This window comes from Candidatus Gorgyraea atricola (assembly GCA_030765235.1).
In the GTDB taxonomy this organism is placed as follows: Bacteria; Omnitrophota; Gorgyraeia; order Gorgyraeales; family Gorgyraeaceae; genus Gorgyraea; species Gorgyraea atricola.
The window spans coordinates 42,491-63,116 of the sequence record JAVCCW010000025.1; the positions used below are offsets into that span (position 1 = coordinate 42,491).

General features: G+C 41.9%; 17 protein-coding genes and 3 tRNA genes. 18 read left to right on the forward strand and 2 right to left on the reverse strand.

Features of this window, described 5'->3' with window-relative positions; translation table 11 throughout:
- Nucleotide 1 precedes the first annotated feature (1 nt).
- Genes P9L93_04965 through guaA form a run of 5 tightly spaced genes read left to right on the forward strand, consistent with a single transcriptional unit; the run spans nt 2 to nt 7,563 of the window.
- Complete coding sequence (locus tag P9L93_04965) at nt 2–1,537, forward strand: DUF1846 domain-containing protein (GenBank protein ID MDP8230439.1); 1,536 nt, start codon at nt 2–4, stop codon at nt 1,535–1,537.
- Between the two features lie 15 nt (nt 1,538–1,552).
- Nucleotides 1,553–2,971 carry an amidophosphoribosyltransferase gene (locus P9L93_04970; GenBank protein MDP8230440.1) on the forward strand — a complete coding sequence of 473 codons (1,419 nt, stop codon included), beginning with the start codon at nt 1,553–1,555 and terminating at the stop codon, nt 2,969–2,971.
- Between the two features lie 26 nt (nt 2,972–2,997).
- Nucleotides 2,998–4,254 carry an NAD(P)/FAD-dependent oxidoreductase gene (locus tag P9L93_04975; protein ID MDP8230441.1) on the forward strand — a complete coding sequence of 419 codons (1,257 nt, stop codon included), beginning with the start codon at nt 2,998–3,000 and terminating at the stop codon, nt 4,252–4,254.
- Nucleotides 4,255–4,288: 34 nt separating this feature from the next.
- Nucleotides 4,289–6,040, forward strand: coding sequence for a tRNA uridine-5-carboxymethylaminomethyl(34) synthesis enzyme MnmG (gene mnmG / locus P9L93_04980; GenBank protein ID MDP8230442.1), 1,752 nt, complete (start codon nt 4,289–4,291; stop codon nt 6,038–6,040).
- Nucleotides 6,022–7,563: a glutamine-hydrolyzing GMP synthase gene (gene guaA / locus P9L93_04985; GenBank protein MDP8230443.1), complete on the forward strand. Its 1,542-nt coding sequence runs from the start codon at nt 6,022–6,024 to the stop codon at nt 7,561–7,563. Before mnmG ends, guaA begins: the two co-directional genes overlap by 19 nt.
- Before the next feature lie 39 nt (nt 7,564–7,602).
- Here guaA and lpxB read toward each other — a convergent pair whose 3' ends face one another.
- Complete coding sequence (gene lpxB / locus P9L93_04990; protein MDP8230444.1) at nt 7,603–8,730, reverse strand: lipid-A-disaccharide synthase; 1,128 nt, start codon at nt 8,728–8,730, stop codon at nt 7,603–7,605.
- The gene (locus P9L93_04995) at nt 8,727–9,644 is read right to left on the reverse strand and encodes a Gfo/Idh/MocA family oxidoreductase (GenBank protein ID MDP8230445.1); all 918 of its coding nucleotides are present in this window, start codon (nt 9,642–9,644) and stop codon (nt 8,727–8,729) included. Before P9L93_04995 ends, lpxB begins: the two co-directional genes overlap by 4 nt.
- 101 nt (nt 9,645–9,745) lie before the next feature.
- Here P9L93_04995 and P9L93_05000 point away from each other — a divergent pair, with 101 nt between their 5' ends.
- The 13 genes from P9L93_05000 to P9L93_05060 all read left to right on the forward strand — a co-directional run bounded on the left by P9L93_05000 (nt 9,746) and on the right by P9L93_05060 (nt 20,283).
- Nucleotides 9,746–11,566 (forward strand): ABC transporter ATP-binding protein, encoded by a 1,821-nt coding sequence (locus tag P9L93_05000; GenBank protein ID MDP8230446.1) that lies wholly within the window; start codon nt 9,746–9,748, stop codon nt 11,564–11,566.
- 103 nt (nt 11,567–11,669) lie between these two features.
- Nucleotides 11,670–12,551 carry a 30S ribosomal protein S2 gene (gene rpsB, locus P9L93_05005; protein ID MDP8230447.1) on the forward strand — a complete coding sequence of 294 codons (882 nt, stop codon included), beginning with the start codon at nt 11,670–11,672 and terminating at the stop codon, nt 12,549–12,551.
- A 33-nt stretch (nt 12,552–12,584) separates the two neighbouring features.
- Nucleotides 12,585–13,184, forward strand: a complete 600-nt coding sequence (gene tsf / locus P9L93_05010; GenBank protein MDP8230448.1) for a translation elongation factor Ts — start codon at nt 12,585–12,587, stop codon at nt 13,182–13,184.
- The gene (gene pyrH / locus P9L93_05015; GenBank protein MDP8230449.1) at nt 13,181–13,894 is read left to right on the forward strand and encodes a UMP kinase; all 714 of its coding nucleotides are present in this window, start codon (nt 13,181–13,183) and stop codon (nt 13,892–13,894) included. Before tsf ends, pyrH begins: the two co-directional genes overlap by 4 nt.
- Nucleotides 13,895–13,925: 31 nt before the next feature.
- Complete coding sequence (gene frr / locus P9L93_05020; protein MDP8230450.1) at nt 13,926–14,489, forward strand: ribosome recycling factor; 564 nt, start codon at nt 13,926–13,928, stop codon at nt 14,487–14,489.
- Nucleotides 14,490–14,495: 6 nt separating this feature from the next.
- A tRNA-Lys gene (locus P9L93_05025) sits at nt 14,496–14,572 on the forward strand.
- A 61-nt stretch (nt 14,573–14,633) separates the two neighbouring features.
- Nucleotides 14,634–15,080: an archease gene (locus P9L93_05030; protein ID MDP8230451.1), complete on the forward strand. Its 447-nt coding sequence runs from the start codon at nt 14,634–14,636 to the stop codon at nt 15,078–15,080.
- Nucleotides 15,073–16,521, forward strand: a complete 1,449-nt coding sequence (locus P9L93_05035) for an RtcB family protein (protein MDP8230452.1) — start codon at nt 15,073–15,075, stop codon at nt 16,519–16,521. Before P9L93_05030 ends, P9L93_05035 begins: the two co-directional genes overlap by 8 nt.
- Nucleotides 16,522–16,531: 10 nt before the next feature.
- Nucleotides 16,532–17,785, forward strand: a complete 1,254-nt coding sequence (serS, locus tag P9L93_05040; protein ID MDP8230453.1) for a serine--tRNA ligase — start codon at nt 16,532–16,534, stop codon at nt 17,783–17,785.
- A complete protein-coding gene (locus tag P9L93_05045) occupies nt 17,786–18,445 on the forward strand; it encodes a hypothetical protein (protein ID MDP8230454.1) in 660 nt (219 codons plus the stop codon).
- 75 nt (nt 18,446–18,520) lie between these two features.
- Nucleotides 18,521–18,609, forward strand: a tRNA-Ser gene (locus P9L93_05050).
- A gap of 239 nt (nt 18,610–18,848) precedes the next feature.
- Nucleotides 18,849–20,183, forward strand: coding sequence for a hypothetical protein (locus tag P9L93_05055; protein MDP8230455.1), 1,335 nt, complete (start codon nt 18,849–18,851; stop codon nt 20,181–20,183).
- 10 nt (nt 20,184–20,193) lie between these two features.
- Nucleotides 20,194–20,283 (forward strand) — tRNA-Ser (locus tag P9L93_05060).
- Nucleotides 20,284–20,626: the final 343 nt, after the last annotated feature.

The following is a 20,626-nucleotide window of genomic DNA, read 5'->3' on the forward strand; positions in this document are numbered from 1 at the left end:
TATGTTCAAACGCGTCGTTACAAAAAAAATAAGTTTTGACAACGAAAAATACCTCTCAGAGCAGACCAAGGAGATCCTCTCCAGGGTCAAAAAATTCGACAACAAGCTCTATCTGGAATTCGGAGGTAAGATATGTTTTGATTACCATGCCGCAAGGGTGTTGCCGGGCTATGACCCGAATGTCAAGATGCGACTTCTTGAAAAGCTTAAAGATTATACTGAGATAATTGTAAGCGTGTATGCAAAAGATATTGAACAGGGTCGAGTGAGAGGAGATTACGGCATAACATATGACCTTGCTACATTAAAGTTAATAGATGATCTGAGGGCGTGGAACCTTAATGTTACATCTGTTATACTCACGAGGTTTAATAACGAGCCAGCCGCAGTTAAGTTTAAACGCAGACTTGAAAAGTTAGGGCTTAAGGTCTATAAGCATGTAGAGATAAAAGGCTATCCGCATGACATTGAAACAATAGTAAGCGCTGGCGGTTATGGGAAAAATGATTATATCGAGACAAAAAAACCTATAGTTGTCATGACTGCGCCTGGTCCAGGAAGCGGGAAGCTCGCCACATGTCTTTCTCAGCTTTATCATGATCACGTAAAGGGAATAAATTCAGGCTACGCAAAGTTCGAGACATTCCCCATATGGAACCTGACGCTTAATCATCCTGTGAACATTGCTTATGAAGCCGCAACAGTTGATCTGGCTGATTTTAATCTGATCGACCCATTTCATCTCGAAAGATACAAAGAGGAAACAATAAATTATAACCGCGATGTCGACGCATTCCCCATATTAAGGAATATTATCCATAAGATCACAGGCTCCAGCGACAGTTATTATAATTCACCGACAGATATGGGTGTTAATAGGGCTGGTTTTGGCATAATAGATGATGAAGGCACTCGTGTGGCTGCAAAAGAAGAGATAATCCGAAGATACTTTCGCCATAATCTGGAATTTGCAATTGGTACCGGCACCAAAGAAGAGGTTGAGCGCTCAGTTGCGATCATGGATAAGGCAGGTGTTAAAGTTGAAGATAGATCTGTAGTTCTTCCTGCCAGAAAATCAGCAGAGGATTGCAGAAAAAAGGGCAAGGGCAATAAAGGCTATTACTGCGGCGCTGCGATCGAGCTCAGCGACGGTAAGATCGTGACGGGTAAGAATTCTCCTGTTATGCATGCGGCATCCGCAGCTATTATAAATGCGATAAAACATCTTGCAGGTATTGGCGATAAAGTACATATACTCAAGCCAGAGGTCATGAGCGATCTATCTAAATTGAAAAAAGATATATTAAGAATGAGTTCAGAAAGTTTAACCCTGGATGAAATATTAGTAGCGTTATCTATAAGCGCACATACAGATAAAAACGCAAAAAAAGCCCTGTCCATGCTCAAAGACTTGAGTGGATGCGAACTTCACAATACGCACCTTCCTACGCCCGGAGATGAAGCAGGACTCAGGAGACTTGGCATAAATTTCACAACAGACGCAATTCCATCGTCGAGCTTGTTTTTTAATTACTAACCAGGAGGCTTACACATGAGTGGCATATTTGGAGTAGCAGCAGAGAAGAATTGTACATTGGATCTATTTTATGGGGTTGACTATCATACTCACCTGGGCACAGAGTACGGCGGAATAGCTGTATCGACAGACAAGAGGATCTACAGGCAGATCCATGACATATCTCAGAGCCAGTTTAAATCCAAGTTTTACGAAGACTATAAAAAATTCGGAGGAAAGTATGGCATTGGCGTAATAAGCGATTCTGACGCGCAGCCCATGTTTTTAAATGCCAAATTCGGATCGTTTGCAATATGCATGACAGGTCTTATAGAAAATACAGGACAGCTTATAAAGGAGCTGCACAAAAGAGGCCATTCTTTTAGCGAGACAGAAGGCGGGTCTTCAAATAGCGTCGAGGTGGTGGCAAAACTCATAAGCGAGGGAGAAGATTTTGTAAGTGGTATTGAGAATATGTCTAGCAAGATCATAGGTTCTGCCAGCGTACTTTTACTTTGTAAAGACGGTATATATGCGGCAAGAGACAGATTTGGGTATACGCCACTTGTTGTAGGAAAAAGAGGAAATGATTTTGCTGTTTGTTCAGAGTCATGCGCTTTTCCTAACACGGATTTCAAGATCCAGAAATTTCTTTCACCTGGCGAGATAGTTTTAGTGAATGATAAGGGCGTGAAACAGGTAAGAGGCCCGAAAGACGTAAATCAGATATGCTCATTTTTATGGATATATACGGGATTTCCAGCCTCTACTTATGAAGGCGTAGGTGTTGAGACAGTAAGGGAAAGATGTGGCAGGACTTTAGCAAAGCGTGACAAGGATATAGAAGTGGATGTTATTTCCGGCATTCCAGATTCAGGCGTTGCGCATGCGATCGGCTATAGCATGGAGTCGAAAAAACCATATAGGCGGCCACTTGTAAAATACACGCCTGGGTACGGTAGAAGCTATACCCCGCCTGTCCAGGAGATAAGGGACCGTGTGGCAAAGATGAAGCTTATACCTGTAAAGGATGTCATAAATGGGAATAGAATCATTGTGTGCGACGATTCTATTGTAAGAGGGACACAACTTAAGAACTTTGCTATTAATAAGCTCTGGGACAATGGCGCAAAAGAGATACACGCAAGGCCAGCATGTCCGCCACTGATGTTTCCGTGCAAATTCTGTTTATCCACAAGATCTATCAGTGAGCTCGCAGCGCGCCGAGCAATAAGGAATATAGAGGGTAAAGATATCGACGATGTCTCGAAATATACAGACGACACCACCCCAGAATACAAGAAGATGATCAAGTGGATTGAAAAAGATATTGGCGTTACCACACTCCGCTATCAGAGGCTTGATGATATGATAAAAGCAATAGGCCTTCCTCGCGAAAAACTTTGCACCTATTGCTGGAATGGCGAGTGCCGAGCCAAAGGCAATCTCATTTGAGATCCTTCAGCCCTTTGGGCTTCAGGATGAGCTCTCGGATAAGAATAGAGAAAAAGACTTCCCGAGAGCTCAGTAAAATCGTTGTTGTTGGCGGTGGGCCCAGCGCTATGATGGCTGCGATACGCTCTAGCCAGCTAGGCCAGTCCGTAACCCTCCTGGAAAAAAATCCTACTTTAGGTAAAAAACTTCTCTTAAGCGGCAAAGGCCGTTGTAATCTTACCAATGCGTGTAGTCTGGAAGAATTTCTTGAGAGATTCTCAAAAAGCGGGCCATTCTTAAGAGATGCTTTTAAGATTTTCTTTAATCAAGAGCTAATGGATTTTTTTGAGGTGAGAGGATTAAAGCTCAAGATAGAGCGGCAAAAAAGGGTCTTTCCTGTAACTGATGAAGCGGACAGTATCCTTCGAGTGTTAAAGAAAGAACTCTTAGAGAATAAAATTAAGATTATTTATAATACCGCTGTTAATGATATTGTGATAAAGAGTGACAAATTTTTGGTTAATTCGATCCTGGCTGATAAGGTAATCCTGGCAACAGGCGGTATCTCTTATGGTTTTACTGGCTCAACAGGCCAAGGCATGAAAATAGCTAAAGCGCTAGGCCATCGCATAACTCCTTTAAGGCCAGGTCTTGTGGCATTAGATATAAAAAAGAATTATTCTAAATTCTTGGAGGGTCTGACATTAAAAAATATACGCCTTCGATTTACCGACGGGAAAAAAGAGATTCTCTCGGATATAGGAGAATTACTTTTTACTAAGACCGGGATCTCAGGTCCGCTTGTTTTGTCTTTGAGCGGGAAAATAGTGGATTGGCTGGACAAAAAGGGCAGGGTCTATCTCGAAATAGATCTTAAACCTGCGCTATCCCTCGAAAAATTAGAAACCAGGCTATTAAGGGAATTCAAGGAGAGCCCCAAAAAGGCTCTCAAAAATACACTTAAAAGTCTTTTGCCTATGAGATTAATCGATGTGTTTTTGGATATTGCTGGGCTCTTGCCTGATAAAAAAGTTAACCAGGTTACGCAGGATGAGCGAAAAAGAATCGCCATGTTATTAAAGGCCCTGCGCTTTGAGATCAAAGGGTCACGCCCCATAAAAGAGGCAATGGTCACACGTGGAGGCGTATCTTTAAAGGACATTGACCCGCGCACTATGCAGTCCCGCATCATTAAGGGCCTATACTTTGCCGGTGAGATCATAGACATAGACGCAGACACAGGCGGCTTTAACCTACAAGCAGCATTCTCCACAGGCTACCTAGCTGGTCAAACCCTTCCTTGAAAACAAGAAGCATATCTGTTATCATATTATTCCTATGAAAAATACGTACGATGTTATAGTTATAGGTGCAGGGCATGCTGGGGTGGAGGCGGCTCTTGTAGCTAACAGGATGAAGGTTAAGACTCTGCTTATTACTATGGATGTGGATAAGATAGGGTATATGTCTTGCAATCCTGCTATTGGTGGCATTGGTAAGGGCCAGCTGGTAAAGGAGCTGGATGCGTTGGGTGGGGAGATGGCTAAGGCAACGGATTTTAGCGCTATACAGTTTCGTATGCTGAATAAGAAAAAAGGACCTGCTGTTTGGTCATCAAGGGCACAGGTGGATCGATCTCTTTATTTAAAGTACATGAAAGATGCAGTAAAAAATATAGATGTTTTAGAAGGCTGCGTGACAACTCTTATTATAAAGAATAAAATCGCATGCGGGGTAAAACTTAAAGACGGAAGTTTTATAAAAACCAAGGCAGTTATTCTTACGCCAGGTACATTCTTAAACGGCGTTATTCACATTGGCCTTGAGCATTTTTCAGGCGGTAGGTTAGGCGATCCAGCGTCTCTGAGCCTTTCAGATAATCTAAGGTCATTAGGTTTTGATGTATTGCGGCTTAAAACAGGAACCACTGCTCGCTTAGATACAAAGACCATAAAATTTTCTAAAATGAAGAAGCAGCTTGGCGATAATCCTCCAGTCCCGTTTTCATTCTCAACAAAGAAGATCTCCAGAAAACAACTCCCGTGCTACATTACATATACAAATAAAAAAACGCATGAGATCATCCGCAAAGGCTTGGATCGCTCGCCGCTTTATACCGGGAAGATTAAATCCACTGGCGCTAGATATTGTCCGTCAATAGAAGATAAGATAGTACGGTTTAGCGATAGAGATAGACACCAGGTATTCCTGGAGCCAGAAGGATTAAAAAAAGATCAGTATTATCCTAATGGAATATCTACGAGCCTGCCACAGGATATACAGCTAAAGATGATTCGGTCTATCCCTGGGCTTGAAAAGGCAGAAATAAATATACCTGGCTATGGCATAGAATATGATTTTGTAAATCCTACACAGCTAAAGTCAACGCTTGAGACAAAACTCATTGAAAATCTTTATCACGCAGGCCAGATCAATGGCACTACTGGTTATGAAGAGGCAGCGGCGCAGGGTTTTATGGCAGGTGTAAACGCGGTGCTTAAAATAAGAAAAAAAGCACCTTTTATCTTAGATCGTTCACAGGCATATATAGGTGTCCTTATAGATGACCTTGTGACAAGAGGCACGCAGGAACCTTACAGGATGTTTACATCGCGCGTTGAGCATCGACTTGTCTTAAGGGAAGACAATGCTGATCTAAGGCTGAGTGGAATAGGGCATAATCTAGGCCTTGTGAGTAAAAAGGACTACGAAAAAGTAGTCTCCAAGAAGATAAATATATCCAATGAGCTTAAAAGGATAAAAAACACAAGAGGTTACTTGCGTACTAGAGGCCTTTCTAATGAAGAAATGAAGCAAGTAGAGATAGAAGTAAAATATAAAGGTTTTATTGACAGGCAGGCAAAGGAGATCGAGAAGTTTAAGCAAATAGAAAAGATAAACATACCAAATAGCTTTAAGTATAAAGGTATACCAGGCCTATCAAAAGAGATCATTGAAAAACTTACCATGGCCAGGCCAATAAATCTTGGCCAGGCCTCAAGGATCTCAGGCATAACTCCTGTTGCAATCTCAGTTCTAATGGTGTATCTTAAAAGATACAAAGAAACCCTATGCAAAAAGAAACAGTAGTAGTCCTGGATTTTGGCGCACAGTATAACCAGCTCATAGCCCGTCGTGTAAGAGAATGCAATATATACTGTGTACTTCTGCCTTACAATACTTCACTCGCAAAGATAAAATCCCTGAAACCCAGCGCGATTATACTCACAGGTGGACCTTCCAGCGTTACAAGGAAAGGTTCTCCAAAGTGCGATTCAAGGATCTTTGGATTAAATGTCCCTATCTTGGGTATCTGTTATGGTATGCAGTTAATGGGATATTTGCTTGGTGGTAAAGTAGGAAAGAGTAAGCGCCGAGAATATGGCAATGCAGAGCTTATTGTAGATAAAAAAGACAAATTCTATTCAGGCTGGAAAAGAAAAGAAAAGATATGGATGAGTCATGGTGATCAGGTGCTAAGGCTGCCAAAGGGTTTTGTAAGACTTGCTCATACGAAAAACAGTAAGATCGCCAGCATGTTTCATCCTGAGAAAAAGATTTACGGGGTCCAGTTTCATCCAGAGGTAGTGCATACACCAAAAGGCATGGTTATTTTTAAGAATTTCCTCTATAAGGTCGCTGGCCTTAAACCAACATGGACGATGAAGTCTTTTGTCAGAGAGGCTATCAAGGATATGCGGGCGAATGTCAAAAAAGAAAAGGTGGTGCTTGGTTTAAGCGGCGGGGTAGACTCTTCTGTGGCAGCAATTCTTTTGCACAAGGCCATTGGCAAGAAATTACACTGCATCTTTGTTGATAATGGAGTATTAAGAAAAGATGAAAAGAGGAATGTTATCGAGATGTTTAGAAGGCATTTTCACATGAATCTTCATGTGATAGATGCAGAGGAGAGATTCCTGAAGGCCTTGAGGGGAGTAGAAGACCCGGAGAAAAAGCGCAAAACAATAGGAAGGGAATTTATCAGGGTCTTTGAAAAAGAGGCACATCGTCTTGGAAAGATAAAGTATTTAGCGCAGGGCACACTTTATCCTGATGTGATTGAGAGCGTCTCTGCAAAAGGCGGGCCGTCAGCTACAATAAAGACGCACCATAATGTAGGGGGCTTGCCCAAAAAGATGGGGTTTAAGCTCATAGAGCCATTAAAGGATTTGTTCAAGGACGAGGTCAGAAGATTAGGAAAAGAGCTTAGCTTGAGTGATGAGATGGTGTGGAGACAACCTTTTCCAGGTCCTGGCCTTGCTGTAAGGATCATAGGAGATGTTACAAAGGATCGCTTAGATATTCTTCGCGAGGCAGATGCGATCGTGCAGGAAGAGATGAAAAAATACCCTGGCTATAAAAACATCTGGCAGTCATTCGCGGTTTTATTGCCAGTAAAAAGCGTAGGTGTAATGGGCGATGAAAGGACTTACGAAAACGTCTGTGCCATACGAATAGTCACAAGCCTTGACGCAATGACAGCAGACTGGGCCAAGATCCCCTACGACATCCTAGGCAAGATCTCCAACCGCATCATAAACGAAGCCTCTGGCATAAATCGAGTAGTCTACGACATCTCCTCCAAACCCCCGTCAACAATAGAGTGGGAATAAAAATAACTTTACATTTAAAGCAAGACCTTAAATGTAAAGTTAACTCAGGAATTTTTGGATTAGGTGTGCGGTGCGGTCGGATGCGCCTGGTGAGCCTAGTTTTTGTTTGACCTGTTTTAGCTCGAGTTTGATTTCGTCCTGGTTTTGGAGTGTTTCTAGAGTTTCTCTTGCTATATTTTTCGCGTTTACCTGAAACTGTACCAGTTCTGGTACGATCCTTTTTCCTGCCACTACATTTACCAAACCTATATCTGGGATTTTTATCAAATTTCTTGCCAAAAACCAGGTGATCAGCGATGTCTTGTAGATAATCACCATTGGCTTTTGCATGATGGCTGTTTCGAGCGTGGCGCTTCCAGAAGAGAGGATTACCAAATCAGCTATATCCATTATTTCATAGGGCCTGTTTTCGAGTGAATGCGGTTTTATCTTTGAGCGGGCAATAATATTGTTATAAATAGATCTATCCAATTCTTTCCTCCGAGAAAGTATAAATTCAACATCAGGTAATTTTTCTTTTATGAGCTCGCATGCCTTTAGCATAGAAGGGAGGTGTTTTTCAACCTCTTTTGCGCGAGAACCAGGAAGGAGCGCAATCTTTTTAGAGTGGTGATTAAGATGCAGGTGCTTTATGGTTTCTTCTTTTTTCCAGCCAGATCTTACTATGTCTAAGAAAGGATGCCCTACGAAACTTACCTTTACGCCAGCCTGTTTATATAATTCCTCCTCAAACCCAAATATCACGATCATCTTATCAACGCATTTTTTTATTTCCGCGACTCTCTCTTTTCCCCACGCCCATATCTGAGGGCTGATGTAATATATTACAGGGATATTTTTTGCTTTCGCCTGTTTTGCGAAACGCATGTTAAATCCTGGGTAGTCTACCAGAATAACCGCGTCAGGGCGTCTTGATTCAAGTAGATCGACCAGTTTTTTGAAGAGCTTCTTGAATACGCTGAGATGTTTTATCACCTCTATAAACCCCACGACTGCGAGCTCGACAATGTCATAGACAATATCGACGCCAGCTTCTTTCATCTTTTTCCCGCCAACGCCGAATATTTCTATGTGGGGATTGAGTGTTTTAAGGGATCGCGCGAGGTGTGCAGCCTGCAGGTCGCCAGATGCCTCGCCTGCGATGATCATAAGTCGCTTCTTCTTCATGTTTTTAGCTTTTTTAGGATTTTGTGAGCCACTAGTAGAGCGTTATATCCTTCGATCCCTGAGACAGTGGGCCTTTTTTTATTAAGCACGCAGTCCACAAAGGATGAGATCTCTTTCTTCAAAGGCTGTTCTTTTTTGATATCGATTTTTTTAGAGGAGATCTTATTTTTTATCTTTTTAGAGATCACAGCTTCCTGGTTCATGTAGTCTAAAGAGATATAACAGTCTTTTTGAAATATTCGAATCTTACGCAGACTGTCACTTGTCACGCGGCTTGCAGTAAGGTCGCATACAGTGCCGTTTTTAAATCTGAGCCTGGCATTTGCAATATCCTCATGTTTTGTTAGGATTTTTATGCCTATTGCCTCGATGCTTTCGATCTTTGATTTTATGAGACCTAACACTATATCGATGTCATGTATCATTAGATCAAGTACCACGCCCACGTCTTTTACGCGCGGACTAAAAGGCCCGAGCCTGTGCACCTCTATAAACTTTGGTTTTGAGGAAAGCCCTTCTATCGCCTGTATGGCAGAGTTAAATCGCTCAACATGACCTACCTGCATTATCAGGCGTTTTTTCTTAGCGAGTTTTAATAGCTCTTTGGCCTCTTTAATCGTTTTTGTGATAGGTTTTTCTATAAGTACAGGTATGCCGCGGTTCAAAAACGACCGAGCGATTTTATAATGGAGGTATGTAGGCGTGACAATGCTTACAGCGTCCAGGTTTTTCTTAAAAAGCTCCCTATAATCTGAGCACCAAGGTTTTTTTAAGGCATGTGCAATGGATTTTGCCCTGTCTTTGTCATTGTCGCACAGACAAACGAGCTCTACATCCTTTAATTCCGAGTATATCCGGGCATGAAGAGAGCCTAATCGCCCTATTCCAACCACTCCAACACGTAGTTTTTTCATATCTACAATAATAACAAACCTCTCGACAAAAGTCAATGAGAGTGATATAATACCTCAAATCATGCCGAGGTCGAACCTCGGCATTTTTGGGCTATATCATTATGAGAGAATACTTACGATTTCTAAAATTTCTGAAGCCGCATCTCTGGATTATGGCAGTCGCTTTAGTGTGCATGATTGTCTCATCTGGCATGGGAGGGGTGTCTCTGGGCATGATCATTCCGCTTGTTGACAATATCCTTGCTGGGAAGACGATATCTATGCCAGGCGTTCAGAGCCCGCCAGAATTTATCATCAGTCTTGTAGATAAGATCAATACTATACCAAAGGTTGCGCTTCTGAACTGGCTTGTATTGATCATAGCTTTAATATTTCTCATAAAAGAGATATTTTTATTTCTCCATACATATCTTATGAGTAAGCTTGGCCAGTCTGTGTTAAGGGATGTAAGATTGACAGTCTATAAAAAGCTTCTTAGTCTTTCAGGAGATTTTTATTCAAGTATGCAGACAGGCGAATTGGTCTCAAGGATCACTTTTGATGTAGGGATCATAGTGAATTCTATTACCGAGGGGCTCACAGATCTATTGCTCCAGCCAATACAGCTTTTGATATACCTTACCATGCTTATATGGATAAAGATATATTTTTCAATTCCAGTGACGCTGATCCTGGTCACCATAGTTGTATTCCCGCTTGTAGCATACCCTGTTATAAAGATAGGCAAAAAACTCAGAAAGATATCTGAGTCTACACAGGAGAGCATGGCGGATATAAACTCTTTATTATTTGAAACAATATACGGCATAGGCATTGTGAAATCATTTTCAGCAGAAAAATATCAGATAAATAAATTTGCCTCGTACAGTTACCGTTATTACAAAATGCTTCTCAAGTCTGTAAAGCGCATGGCTATCATAAGTCCCCTTGGCGAGTTCGTGGGTGTAGCGTGCATGGCCATTGTGCTGTATTTTGGCGGCAAAGAGGTGATAGCGGGCCGACTTTCAGGAGGCGCCTTTATAGCATTCTTAGCAGCGCTTCTTTCTCTTATAAAACCATTTAAGAGATTAAGCAGGCTTTATGGCGTAAATCTTCAGGCCCTTGCGGCAATAACAAGGGTGTTCAATGTACTCGACAGGGAGCCTACGATAAAAGACAGGCCTGGCGCTATTAAGCTAGTTGGATTTAAAGGTCGCATTGAATTAAAGGATGTAGATTTTTCGTATGGCGATGGCCCTGGGGTATTGAAAAACATTAATGTGAGTTTGACAAAGGGCAAGATCCTGGCAATAGTGGGACTGAGCGGCGCTGGAAAGAGCACATTAGTGAACTTACTACCCAGGTTTTATGATCCAAATAGCGGTGCAGTATTGATTGATGGCAAAGATATTAGGGACTTTAACATTCCATCTGTTCGTGAACACATAGGCATTGTGTCGCAAGAGACAATACTTTTTAATGACTCGATTCGAAATAACATTGCGTTCGGTAAGCCTGATGCAAGCATGGACGACATTATAAAGGCGGCAAAGGCAGCAAACGCCCATGATTTTATTGAAAAGACCTCAGATGGCTATGACACCTTTATAGGCGACAGGGGCATGAGGCTTTCAGGAGGCGAAAAGCAGCGTATTGCGATCGCAAGAGCACTTTTTAAGGACCCGCCTATACTTATACTTGATGAGGCAACGAGCCAGCTTGATACTGAGTCAGAGAGACTTGTCCAGGAGGCAATAGATCGGCTCATGGCGCACAGGACAGTGTTTGTAATTGCGCATAGACTCTCTACTGTTGAACATGCGGATAATATAGTGGTGCTTGAAGGCGGCAAGATCATAGAGATAGGCACACACAGGCAATTATTAGAGATCTCAGGCACGTATAAGCGGCTGTATGAGCTGCAGTTTAAATCCGTCCGATAGCCCCAAAAATGGCTTGCAAAAGCAAAAGCTTGTGATATAATAAAACACCTATAATTTTGAGCATATTTTGTCAAAACTACCATAATTAAGAGGAGGTAAGCACGTGGACACAGAATTAATCAAGAAACTTTTGGAAGCAGGTTCCCATTTTGGCCATAACAGGAGCCGCTGGAACCCAAGAATGAAGAAGTTTATCTTTGGGGAGCGTTCAAGGATCCATATAATAGATCTTGAAAAGACAGTAGAGTTTATCAATAAGGCCAGGGAGTTTTTAAAAGAGGTAGCTGCCAAGGGAGAGAAGATCCTTTTTGTCGGTACCAAGAAACAAGCCCAGGACGTCATAACTGAAGCTGCTCAGCGTTCAGGCATGTATTTTGTCAAGAATAGATGGCTGGGTGGCACACTCACTAATTTTAAGACGATTCGCAACAGCATAAACCGCCTAAAGGACATCGAGACAATGGAAAAAGATGGAACGTTCGAAGCCATTACAAAGAAAGAGCGGGCTATTCTTACAAAGGAGATGGAGAAATTAAGAAAAAATCTCCAGGGCATAGTCGAGATGAAAAAGATGCCAGGTGCCATGTTTATCGTGGATTCCAAGAAGGAAGACATAGCTGTAAAAGAGGCCAAGAAGCTCGGGATCCCTATAGCGGCTATAATAGATACAAATGCAGATCCTGATTTTATTGATTATCCTATACCAGCTAATGACGATGCCATGCGTTCCATAAAGCTTATAACAGATATGATCACAGATGGTATTATGGAGGGTCAGGGCCAGTTTGATCAATCAGAGGTCGATAAGAAGGCTGTGCAAAAAGAACAGGAGTCGGGGGATAAAAGCGAGCTTATTGAAAAGCCTTCGGAGCTTGCAGAGACAATAGAGGAAGAAAAACTGAAGGACAAGGAAAAGGAAGAGAAAAAGACAAAACCAGTTGTTAAAAAGAAACCATATAGACCAAGCAGACCAAAAAACAGATGATCCAATTTCTTATAGAAAGGTAAGGTAAGCACGATGGCAGTTTCAGTAGACATGATCAAGCAGTTGAGAGAAAAGACCAATGCGCCCATGATGGATTGTAAAAAGGCATTGCAAGAGGCGAATGGCGATCTGAAGACCGCGATGGAGATCCTGAAAAAACGGGGCCAGATAGTTGCGCTTAAAAAGGCAGGCCGCTCCGCAAAAGAAGGTGTTATAGAAAGCTATATTCACTCGAACAATAAGATAGGCGTACTCTTAGAGGTAAATTGCGAGACAGATTTTGTTGCTCGTAACGAAGACTTCAGAAAATTTGTAAAGGATGTCTGTATGCAGATCGCAGCAAGTTCTCCTTCCTATGTCTCGAGGGAAGAAGTGCCTAAGGCCACTGCGGACAGGGAAAAGGCGATCTTAAAGGATCAGATAAAAGGAAAAAAACCCGCGAATGTCATGGAAAAGATAATCCAGGGCAAGTTAGAGAAATTTTATTCAGAGGTATGTCTCATGGACCAGCCATTTATTAAAGACGATAAATTGACTATCAAGGAATGCCTGGGCTCGCTTATAGGAAAAATAGGTGAGAACATACTGATCCGCAGGTTCGTAAGATTTCAAGTCGGGGAGGATATTGGATGAAGAAATCTGCATACAAAAGGGTTGTTCTTAAATTGAGCGGAGAAGCGCTTCAAGGAAAAAAAGGTTATGGCATAGACCCTTCTGTTACAGACGCAATAGCGAAAGAGATAAAGGATATCAAGAAATTAGGCGTCCAGATCGCGATTGTAATAGGCGGAGGAAATATCTACAGGGGCGCTACAGCTTCAAAAGAGGGAGTGGATCGCATAATAGCTGATTACATGGGCATGCTCGCGACAGTCATAAACGGGCTTGCGCTGCAGGATGTGCTGGAGAAGGCAGGCGTTATGACGCGCGTCCAGACCGCGATTGATATGCAGCGGATCGCAGAGCCTTATATCAGGCGTCGCGCGGTAAGGCACCTTGAAAAAGGAAGAGTCGTTATCTTTGTCGCTGGTACAGGCAATCCGTATTTTTCAACAGATACAGCTGCCAGCCTCAGGGCAATAGAAATAAACGCGGATATTATTTTAAAGGCTACAAATGTAGATGGTGTATACTCCGCTGACCCAAAAAAGAACAAATCCGCGAAAAAATTTAAGAGCTTGAAATACATCGAAGTCCTGAATAAGGGTCTCAAGGTCATGGATGCTACTGCAGTAAGCCTTTGCATGGACAACAGTCTACCCATAATTGTTTTTAATCTCACAAAAAAAGGAAACATAAAAAGGGTCATCCTGGGCGAAAAGATAGGAACAGCAGTTAAATAAGCCAAACGTCCATATTGAAAAGGAGATAATTATGCTACCCCTCCAAAAGCGCCTTCATGAAATAGAAGAAAAAATGAAAAAGTCTGTGGATGCGACAGTAAGGGAATTCGCAGAGATTAGGACTGGTCGAGCAAATCCAAGCCTTGTTGAAGGCATAATGGTGGATTATTATGGTACAAATACGCCATTGAAACAATTGGCTGGTATATCTGTGCCAGAGCCGCGGCTTATCGCTATTCATCCATGGGATCCTTCCAGTGTACCTACAATAGAAAAGGCGATCTTAAAATCACAGCTGGGAATAAATCCTGTAAATGACGGAAAGCTCATAAGGATAGCCATACCTTCTCTCACCAAGGAAAGATGTGCAGAGCTCGGGAAAGTACTGCATAAGATCTCAGAACAAGGCAGGGTCTCTATCAGGACAGTACGCAGGGATGCCATAGACAGTATAAAGAAGATGGAAGATTCAAAAGAGATCCCGGAAGACGCGCGTTTCAAGGGCCAGGAAGAAGTCCAAAAATTAACAGAGAAATATACAAAGAAGATCGACGAGCTTTTAAAGAATAAAGAGAAAGAACTTGATACTATATAATGGTGTGGGCCGCTAGCTCATATTGGTAGAGCATCGCCCTTTTAAGGCGGTGGCGCCGCGTTCGATTCGCGGGCGGCTCACCATCCTACGCTCAAATAGAGCGAATCTTCGCAGCATGCTACGGATGGCAAGCCAGAATCAAAGATGACCAAACCTCCTTATAAAATCATCGAACATACTGCTGATGTTAGGATAAAGGCGAATGGCCGAACTCTCAAGGAGTTATTCGAGAATGCAGCAAAAGGCATGTTCGGGATCATCGGCGGCCCCAGTACCACTCGCTTCGCTCGGGTACGGGGTAAACAAGCACACAGAAAAATAGAGATACAAAAAGACGTTCAGAGTTTTGAAGAATTATTAGTATATTGGCTGAGCGAGTTATTGTATATTTTTAATAGAGATCAAATAATTTTTAGCAGTTTTAATATTCGAGAATTAGAAAAAAATCGATTAGTCGCTGAATCCTCAGGCGAGAAAATAGCCCCCGAAAACACCGACCTCCAGACAGAAATCAAGGCAGTCACCTTCCACGACCTTAAAATAGAAAAAAATAACGCAGGCTTTACCTGCAAAATCATTTTTGATGTATAAGATAGAAAAGATAGATAACTATCGCTGGAAAATACCTACCTCTTACAAGCAAGGCATGAAAGTTCCTGGCGTTATCTACGCAAGCGAATGTCTTCTTCCTGAAATCCTCAAAGACAAGGCACCTGAACAAGTAGCAAATGTTGCATTCCTGCCAGGCATAGTTAAATATTCTCTTGCCATGCCTGATATCCATTGGGGCTATGGTTTTTCAATAGGCGGCGTAGCAGCTACAGATCCTAAAGAAAACGGTGTGATTTCACCAGGAGGAGTAGGCTATGACATAAATTGTGGAGTACGACTTCTGCGAAGTGACTTAACAGCTCAAGATATAAAACCAAAATTGCAAAATTTGATCAACAGTTTATTTAGCAATGTTCCATGCGGCGTTGGTTCAAGCGGTGATATTAGAGTAAGCGACAAAGAAGAGACCGAGATTTTTTTAAAAGGTGCTGGATGGGCTGTTAAAAAAGGTTATGGCGTAAAAGAGGATCTTGAATATACAGAAAATAAAGGCTGTATGGAGGGCGCAGATCCAGATAAGGTTTCTGACAGGGCATACGAAAGAGGAAGAAAACAATCAGGAACGCTTGGTTCAGGCAATCATTTCTTAGAAATCCAGGTAGTAGACGAGGTTTACGACGATAAAATCGCAAATATCTTTGGACTTTTTAAAGGCCAGGCTACAGTTATGATCCATTCTGGTTCACGCGGTCTTGGCTACCAGGTGTGTGATGATTATGTAAAAGGTATGGTGAGATGTTTAGGTAAATATAATATAAATGTGCCTGACAGACAACTTGCATGTGCGCCCCTGGATTCTCCAGAAGGAAAGGCATATTTTTCTGCCATGAAATGCGCCGCGAATTATGCGTGGAGCAATAGACAATGCCTTATGTATCTTGCAAGAGAGATCTTTGAGAAGGTCTTTAGCAAAAGCTGGAGTGATCTGGGCCTACATCTTGTATATGACGTAGCGCATAACATTGCAAAGATGGAGAGACACATTGTCGACGGCAAAGAAAAGACATTATGTGTTCACAGAAAGGGTGCTACACGAGCATTTCCGCCGCATCATCCAGATATTCCAGAAAGGTACAAAGAAACAGGCCAGCCAGTGATTATTCCAGGAGATATGGGTAGTTTTTCTTACATTCTTGCAGGTACTAAAGGCTCTATGCAAGAAACCTTTGGCTCGACCTGCCATGGCGCAGGAAGACGTATGTCTCGTTCTGCTGCAATAAGAAAATGCAGCGGCAGAAGAATAGATAAGGAATTATTTGACAGAAGTGGTATAATAGTTAGAGCTAAAGGCAGGTCTACTTTAGCCGAAGAAGCGCCAGAGGCATACAAAGATGTTGAGGCAGTAGTGGATGTAGTGCACCAGGCAGGCATCTCAAAAAAGATCGCCAGGATGAAACCACTTGGCGTAATCAAAGGATAAGGAAAGAGTCATGTTAGACATAAAATTTATCAGAGAAAACCCAGATATAGTAAAAAAGGCAATAAAGAATAGAGGTCTTAAGATAGACATAAAGGAACTCCTGGATCTAGATGCCGAACGCCGTAAAATTCTGGCAGAGGTAGAGGTTCTAAAGTCAGACAAGAACAAGGTCTCTAAGGGTGGGAAGCCCAGCCCAGACGTCATAGCTAATATGAAGGCTATATCCCAAAAAGTAGCTGATTTAGATGGTAAGGTGGGGCAAATTAGCCAAAAAATAAGCACTTTAATGCTTAACATCCCAAATATACCCCATAAATCCATACCTGTGGGGAGGCCAGAAGCCAATAAGGTGGTTCGTAAGTGGGGAAACATCCCTAAATTTGACTTTAAACCTAAGAGCCACATAGAGTTAGGACAAAATCTCGACATATTAGATTTCCCTCGCTCAGCCAAGATATCTGGTTCAGGGTTTTGCCTCTTTAAGGGAATGGGTGCCCAACTCGAAAGAGCGCTTATTAACTTTATGCTGGATCTCCACACAAAGGAGCATGGGTATAAGGAGGTATTTCCGCCATTCTTAGTTAACAGAGCCAGCATGACAGCTACAGGCCAGCTGCCTAATCTAGAGGAAGACATGTATCGCCTAAAGGATGATGACCTGTTTCTTATCCCTACAGCAGAGGTACCTGTGACAAATATGCACAGGGATGAAGTATTGGATGAGGGAAAACTACCTACCTACTATACTGCATATACAGCGTGTTTCAGGCGAGAGGCAGGCTCATACGGCAAAGATACAAAGGGCCTTATGAGGGTGCACCAGTTTGACAAGATAGAAATGGTTAAGTTCGTAAAGCCAGACTCGTCTTATGACGAACTCGAGAGTTTATTGAAATGCGCGGAAGAAGTGCTTAAAAGATTGAAACTTTCTTATCGCGTAATAATGCTTTCAACAGGCGATATAAGCTTTGCTACCTCTAAATGCTATGATATCGAGGCATGGGCTCCAGGTATTGAGAAAAATCTTGAGGTCTCCAGCTGCAGTAATTTCACAGATTTTCAGGCGCGGAGAGCAAACATAAAATATAGACCAAAGGATAAGAAAAAGTTAGAATATGTCCATACGCTTAATGGTTCTGGTATTGCGCTAGCCAGGACAGTCATCGCAATAATAGAAAATTATCAAGAGAAAGACGGCAGCATCTTAATACCAGAGGTACTCAGGCCGTATATGAATGGCCGCGAGAAGATCACCAAAGAATAGATGCTTATAAAGATACTGCGTTTTATAGGAAGCATCTTGCTTATCCCTGCATGCGTAGCGCTCACCACGAGTTTCTACAAAGGGATAATATCAATAAAATACGTTTCAGAATCAGGGATTCTTTTTATATTAGGCGCATTAGCCTATTCTGTTCTGCACCTGGTCTTTGTCAAACTTGATTTTTTATATGTCCTTGGACACGAACTTACGCATGCGATAGCAACATTTTTTTCAGGCGGAAAAGTCAAAGGCATGAAAGTATCCAGTAGAGGCGGCAGTATAAGGACTACCACGCCCAATCTTTTTGTTGCCCTGGCGCCGTATCTTATTCCAGGGTATACAGTTTTTATAGCGCTTTTGTATTTTTTATTATCGTTCTTTACAGATGTAGACAGGTTTTCAGGCATTTTTATATTTCTAATAGGTTTTACTCTTATGTTCCATCTCTCTTACACTGCGCAGTCCATAAGAGAGAAGCAATCAGATTTGATTAAGTCAGGATATTTATTCTCTATATCCTTTTTGTACATAGTTAATCTTGTAATTGTATTTGCGATAGTAAGCTTTTTGTTCAATGTATCTTTTACGAATTTTTTGTCAGAGGCTTATGAGGGATCAAAACAGTTTTACTGTTATTCCTGGAAGCAGTTGTTTTTGTGAAGAAGGTCCTTCGACGCGCCAAATAATGCTTCGCATTATTTGGCTTGCTCAGGATCAATTTTGCTTCGCAAAATTGGAGAGATCGCATAGCCTGGCCTAGTGCGCGCGCTTGGAAAGCGCGTAGACGGGCAACCGTCTCCAGGGTTCGAATCCCTGTCTCTCCGCCGAATTTGCCGAAGGCAAATTCGATCCCGAGCAAGTCAAATAATGTGACGAATAGGAACATTATTTGGCGTGTCGAGGGACATCTTGCGACGTTTGTGTAATGTGGAAGGTGTAATGTGTAATGAAAAAATTTAGTTTAATCACAATTTTTATTCTTCTACTTGGTATCGTAGCCATATTCTATATACAATTTCTCACCCCCACACTATATGGGGCGGATGGGTATTTGCATATTAGGATGGCTGAGTTTTTGCGGGATCTTGGGCCGAGGTATGATTTTCACTGGGCAAGGTACTCTACCTTTAGCGAGAATTTTTCAGACAAGGATTTTCTGTTTCACACGCTTTTAGTTCCATTTACAGGTTTTGAAAATATATTCTATGGCGCCAAGCTCGCGGCAGCATTATTTGCAGCGCTTTTGTTCTTTGTATTTTACCTGATACTTAGGAAATATTCTGATAGGATCGTCTTGCCGTTTTTCCTTATCTTATTTTTCTTCTCAGACATGTTCTTGCAGGCAATATCCAGACCCAGGCCTATCTCTCTCGTAATTTTAATAAGTTTAGTTGCCATACATCTTGTTATAAAAAAGCGGCATGGCCTGCTATTTTTGGTGGCACTTCTCTATAGTCTCGGCCATATTACAAGCCCTTTAATCATTATCTACGCGTTAATAGTCGAGATTGTAAGATATGCAGATAAAAAGGAATTTTGCGCAAAGACGCTTCTTGTCGCATTTTCAGGCGTAGCGTTGGGTTTTCTAATTCATCCAAATGTCCCGAATAATTTCCTTCAATTTTATTTAAACTCGATTCTTGTACCGCTTTATACGATGAAGACAGGTATCCTTGAGCTGGGTGCTGAGTTTTTCCCGATTAATACGCGGCAGTTTCTTTTAGGTTACCCGGTTATAGTAATAGGTGTAATTACTTTAATATTCGTTGGTATTTCTAAAAGGCCAAAGATCAGATTTGAGACCAAGGTATTTCTGACGCTGGGCATGGTATTTTTCATACTTTCTTTTATCTGTAGGCGCTATCTCTTGCATGGTTATCCGATAATGCTCGTAGCCCTTGCATCATATTGTTCAGATTCTGAAATAAAAAACATCAGCAAAAAGGCAACTGTCTTTATAGTCGCTGGAATGCTGCTCTTAGGTTTTAATTCCTTTAAAGCTGTCAGATATAACGGCCTTGTTACAAAGATCGTAAACACGCACTACGAGAGATTCGGCAAGTGGATGAAAGACTATATTCCAGATGAAAAACTCATATTCCACGCCAACTGGTCTGATTCGCAATATTTCATAGGACTAAATCCAGACAATGATTACTTCGTCACACTCGACCCTGTTTACATGTATAAGTGGAATCCAGAGCTTTACAAGTTGTACAGGGATGTCTCATTTGGAAATACTGACAATCCTTATGCTATACTAAAGAATAAATTTAAGATAAAATACGGCTACGTAGGCAAAAACTATTTCAAGGGCCTGATCGAACAAATAAAAGCAGATTCCAGATTCACAATACTAACCGAAGACAACTTCGGCATAATTTTTACACTAACATAAAGTTATTTTCGGAGAGGTGGCAGAGCGGCCGAATGCGGTGGTCTTGAAAACCATTATGGGCTTACGCTCATCGGGGGTTCGAATCCCTCCCTCTCCGCCATGTGTCATTGCGAGGGCATGAAATGCCCGAAGCAATCCCACCAAATCATCATAACCCCTATATTTTCCAAGCACATATAACATCAGCTGACCTCAGCTAACATCAGTTTTCATCAGGCATACTTTGTCCATTTTTTGACATTTATGTGGTGGAAATGTGGTGGCCTTCTTCTGTCATTGCGAGTCCCTCGGCTTCACTCGGGATAAACTCCGCGAAGCAGCCTCTATTAAAATATCTGAACATTACTGGGCTAATAAGATTTAATAGAGGCTTCATACGAATAATATTGCAAGAAACCGTTTTCTGTGGTATACTTATTATATAAGATGTTACCCTTAAAGCG

Excerpts from the sequence above, each read along its gene's own strand:
- P9L93_04965 (MDP8230439.1), top strand. The coding sequence starts at position 2 with ATGTTCAAACGCGTCGTTACAAAAAAAATAAGTTTTGACAACGAAAAA.
- P9L93_04970 (MDP8230440.1), top strand. The coding sequence starts at position 1,553 with ATGAGTGGCATATTTGGAGTAGCAGCAGAGAAGAATTGTACATTGGAT.
- P9L93_04975 (MDP8230441.1), top strand. The coding sequence starts at position 2,998 with ATGAGCTCTCGGATAAGAATAGAGAAAAAGACTTCCCGAGAGCTCAGT.
- mnmG (MDP8230442.1), top strand. The coding sequence starts at position 4,289 with ATGAAAAATACGTACGATGTTATAGTTATAGGTGCAGGGCATGCTGGG.
- guaA (MDP8230443.1), top strand. The coding sequence starts at position 6,022 with ATGCAAAAAGAAACAGTAGTAGTCCTGGATTTTGGCGCACAGTATAAC.
- lpxB (MDP8230444.1), bottom strand. The coding sequence starts at position 8,730 with ATGAAGAAGAAGCGACTTATGATCATCGCAGGCGAGGCATCTGGCGAC.
- P9L93_04995 (MDP8230445.1), bottom strand. The coding sequence starts at position 9,644 with ATGAAAAAACTACGTGTTGGAGTGGTTGGAATAGGGCGATTAGGCTCT.
- P9L93_05000 (MDP8230446.1), top strand. The coding sequence starts at position 9,746 with ATGAGAGAATACTTACGATTTCTAAAATTTCTGAAGCCGCATCTCTGG.
- tsf (MDP8230448.1), top strand. The coding sequence starts at position 12,585 with ATGGCAGTTTCAGTAGACATGATCAAGCAGTTGAGAGAAAAGACCAAT.
- pyrH (MDP8230449.1), top strand. The coding sequence starts at position 13,181 with ATGAAGAAATCTGCATACAAAAGGGTTGTTCTTAAATTGAGCGGAGAA.
- frr (MDP8230450.1), top strand. The coding sequence starts at position 13,926 with ATGCTACCCCTCCAAAAGCGCCTTCATGAAATAGAAGAAAAAATGAAA.
- P9L93_05030 (MDP8230451.1), top strand. The coding sequence starts at position 14,634 with ATGACCAAACCTCCTTATAAAATCATCGAACATACTGCTGATGTTAGG.
- P9L93_05035 (MDP8230452.1), top strand. The coding sequence starts at position 15,073 with ATGTATAAGATAGAAAAGATAGATAACTATCGCTGGAAAATACCTACC.
- serS (MDP8230453.1), top strand. The coding sequence starts at position 16,532 with ATGTTAGACATAAAATTTATCAGAGAAAACCCAGATATAGTAAAAAAG.
- P9L93_05045 (MDP8230454.1), top strand. The coding sequence starts at position 17,786 with ATGCTTATAAAGATACTGCGTTTTATAGGAAGCATCTTGCTTATCCCT.
- P9L93_05055 (MDP8230455.1), top strand. The coding sequence starts at position 18,849 with ATGGCTGAGTTTTTGCGGGATCTTGGGCCGAGGTATGATTTTCACTGG.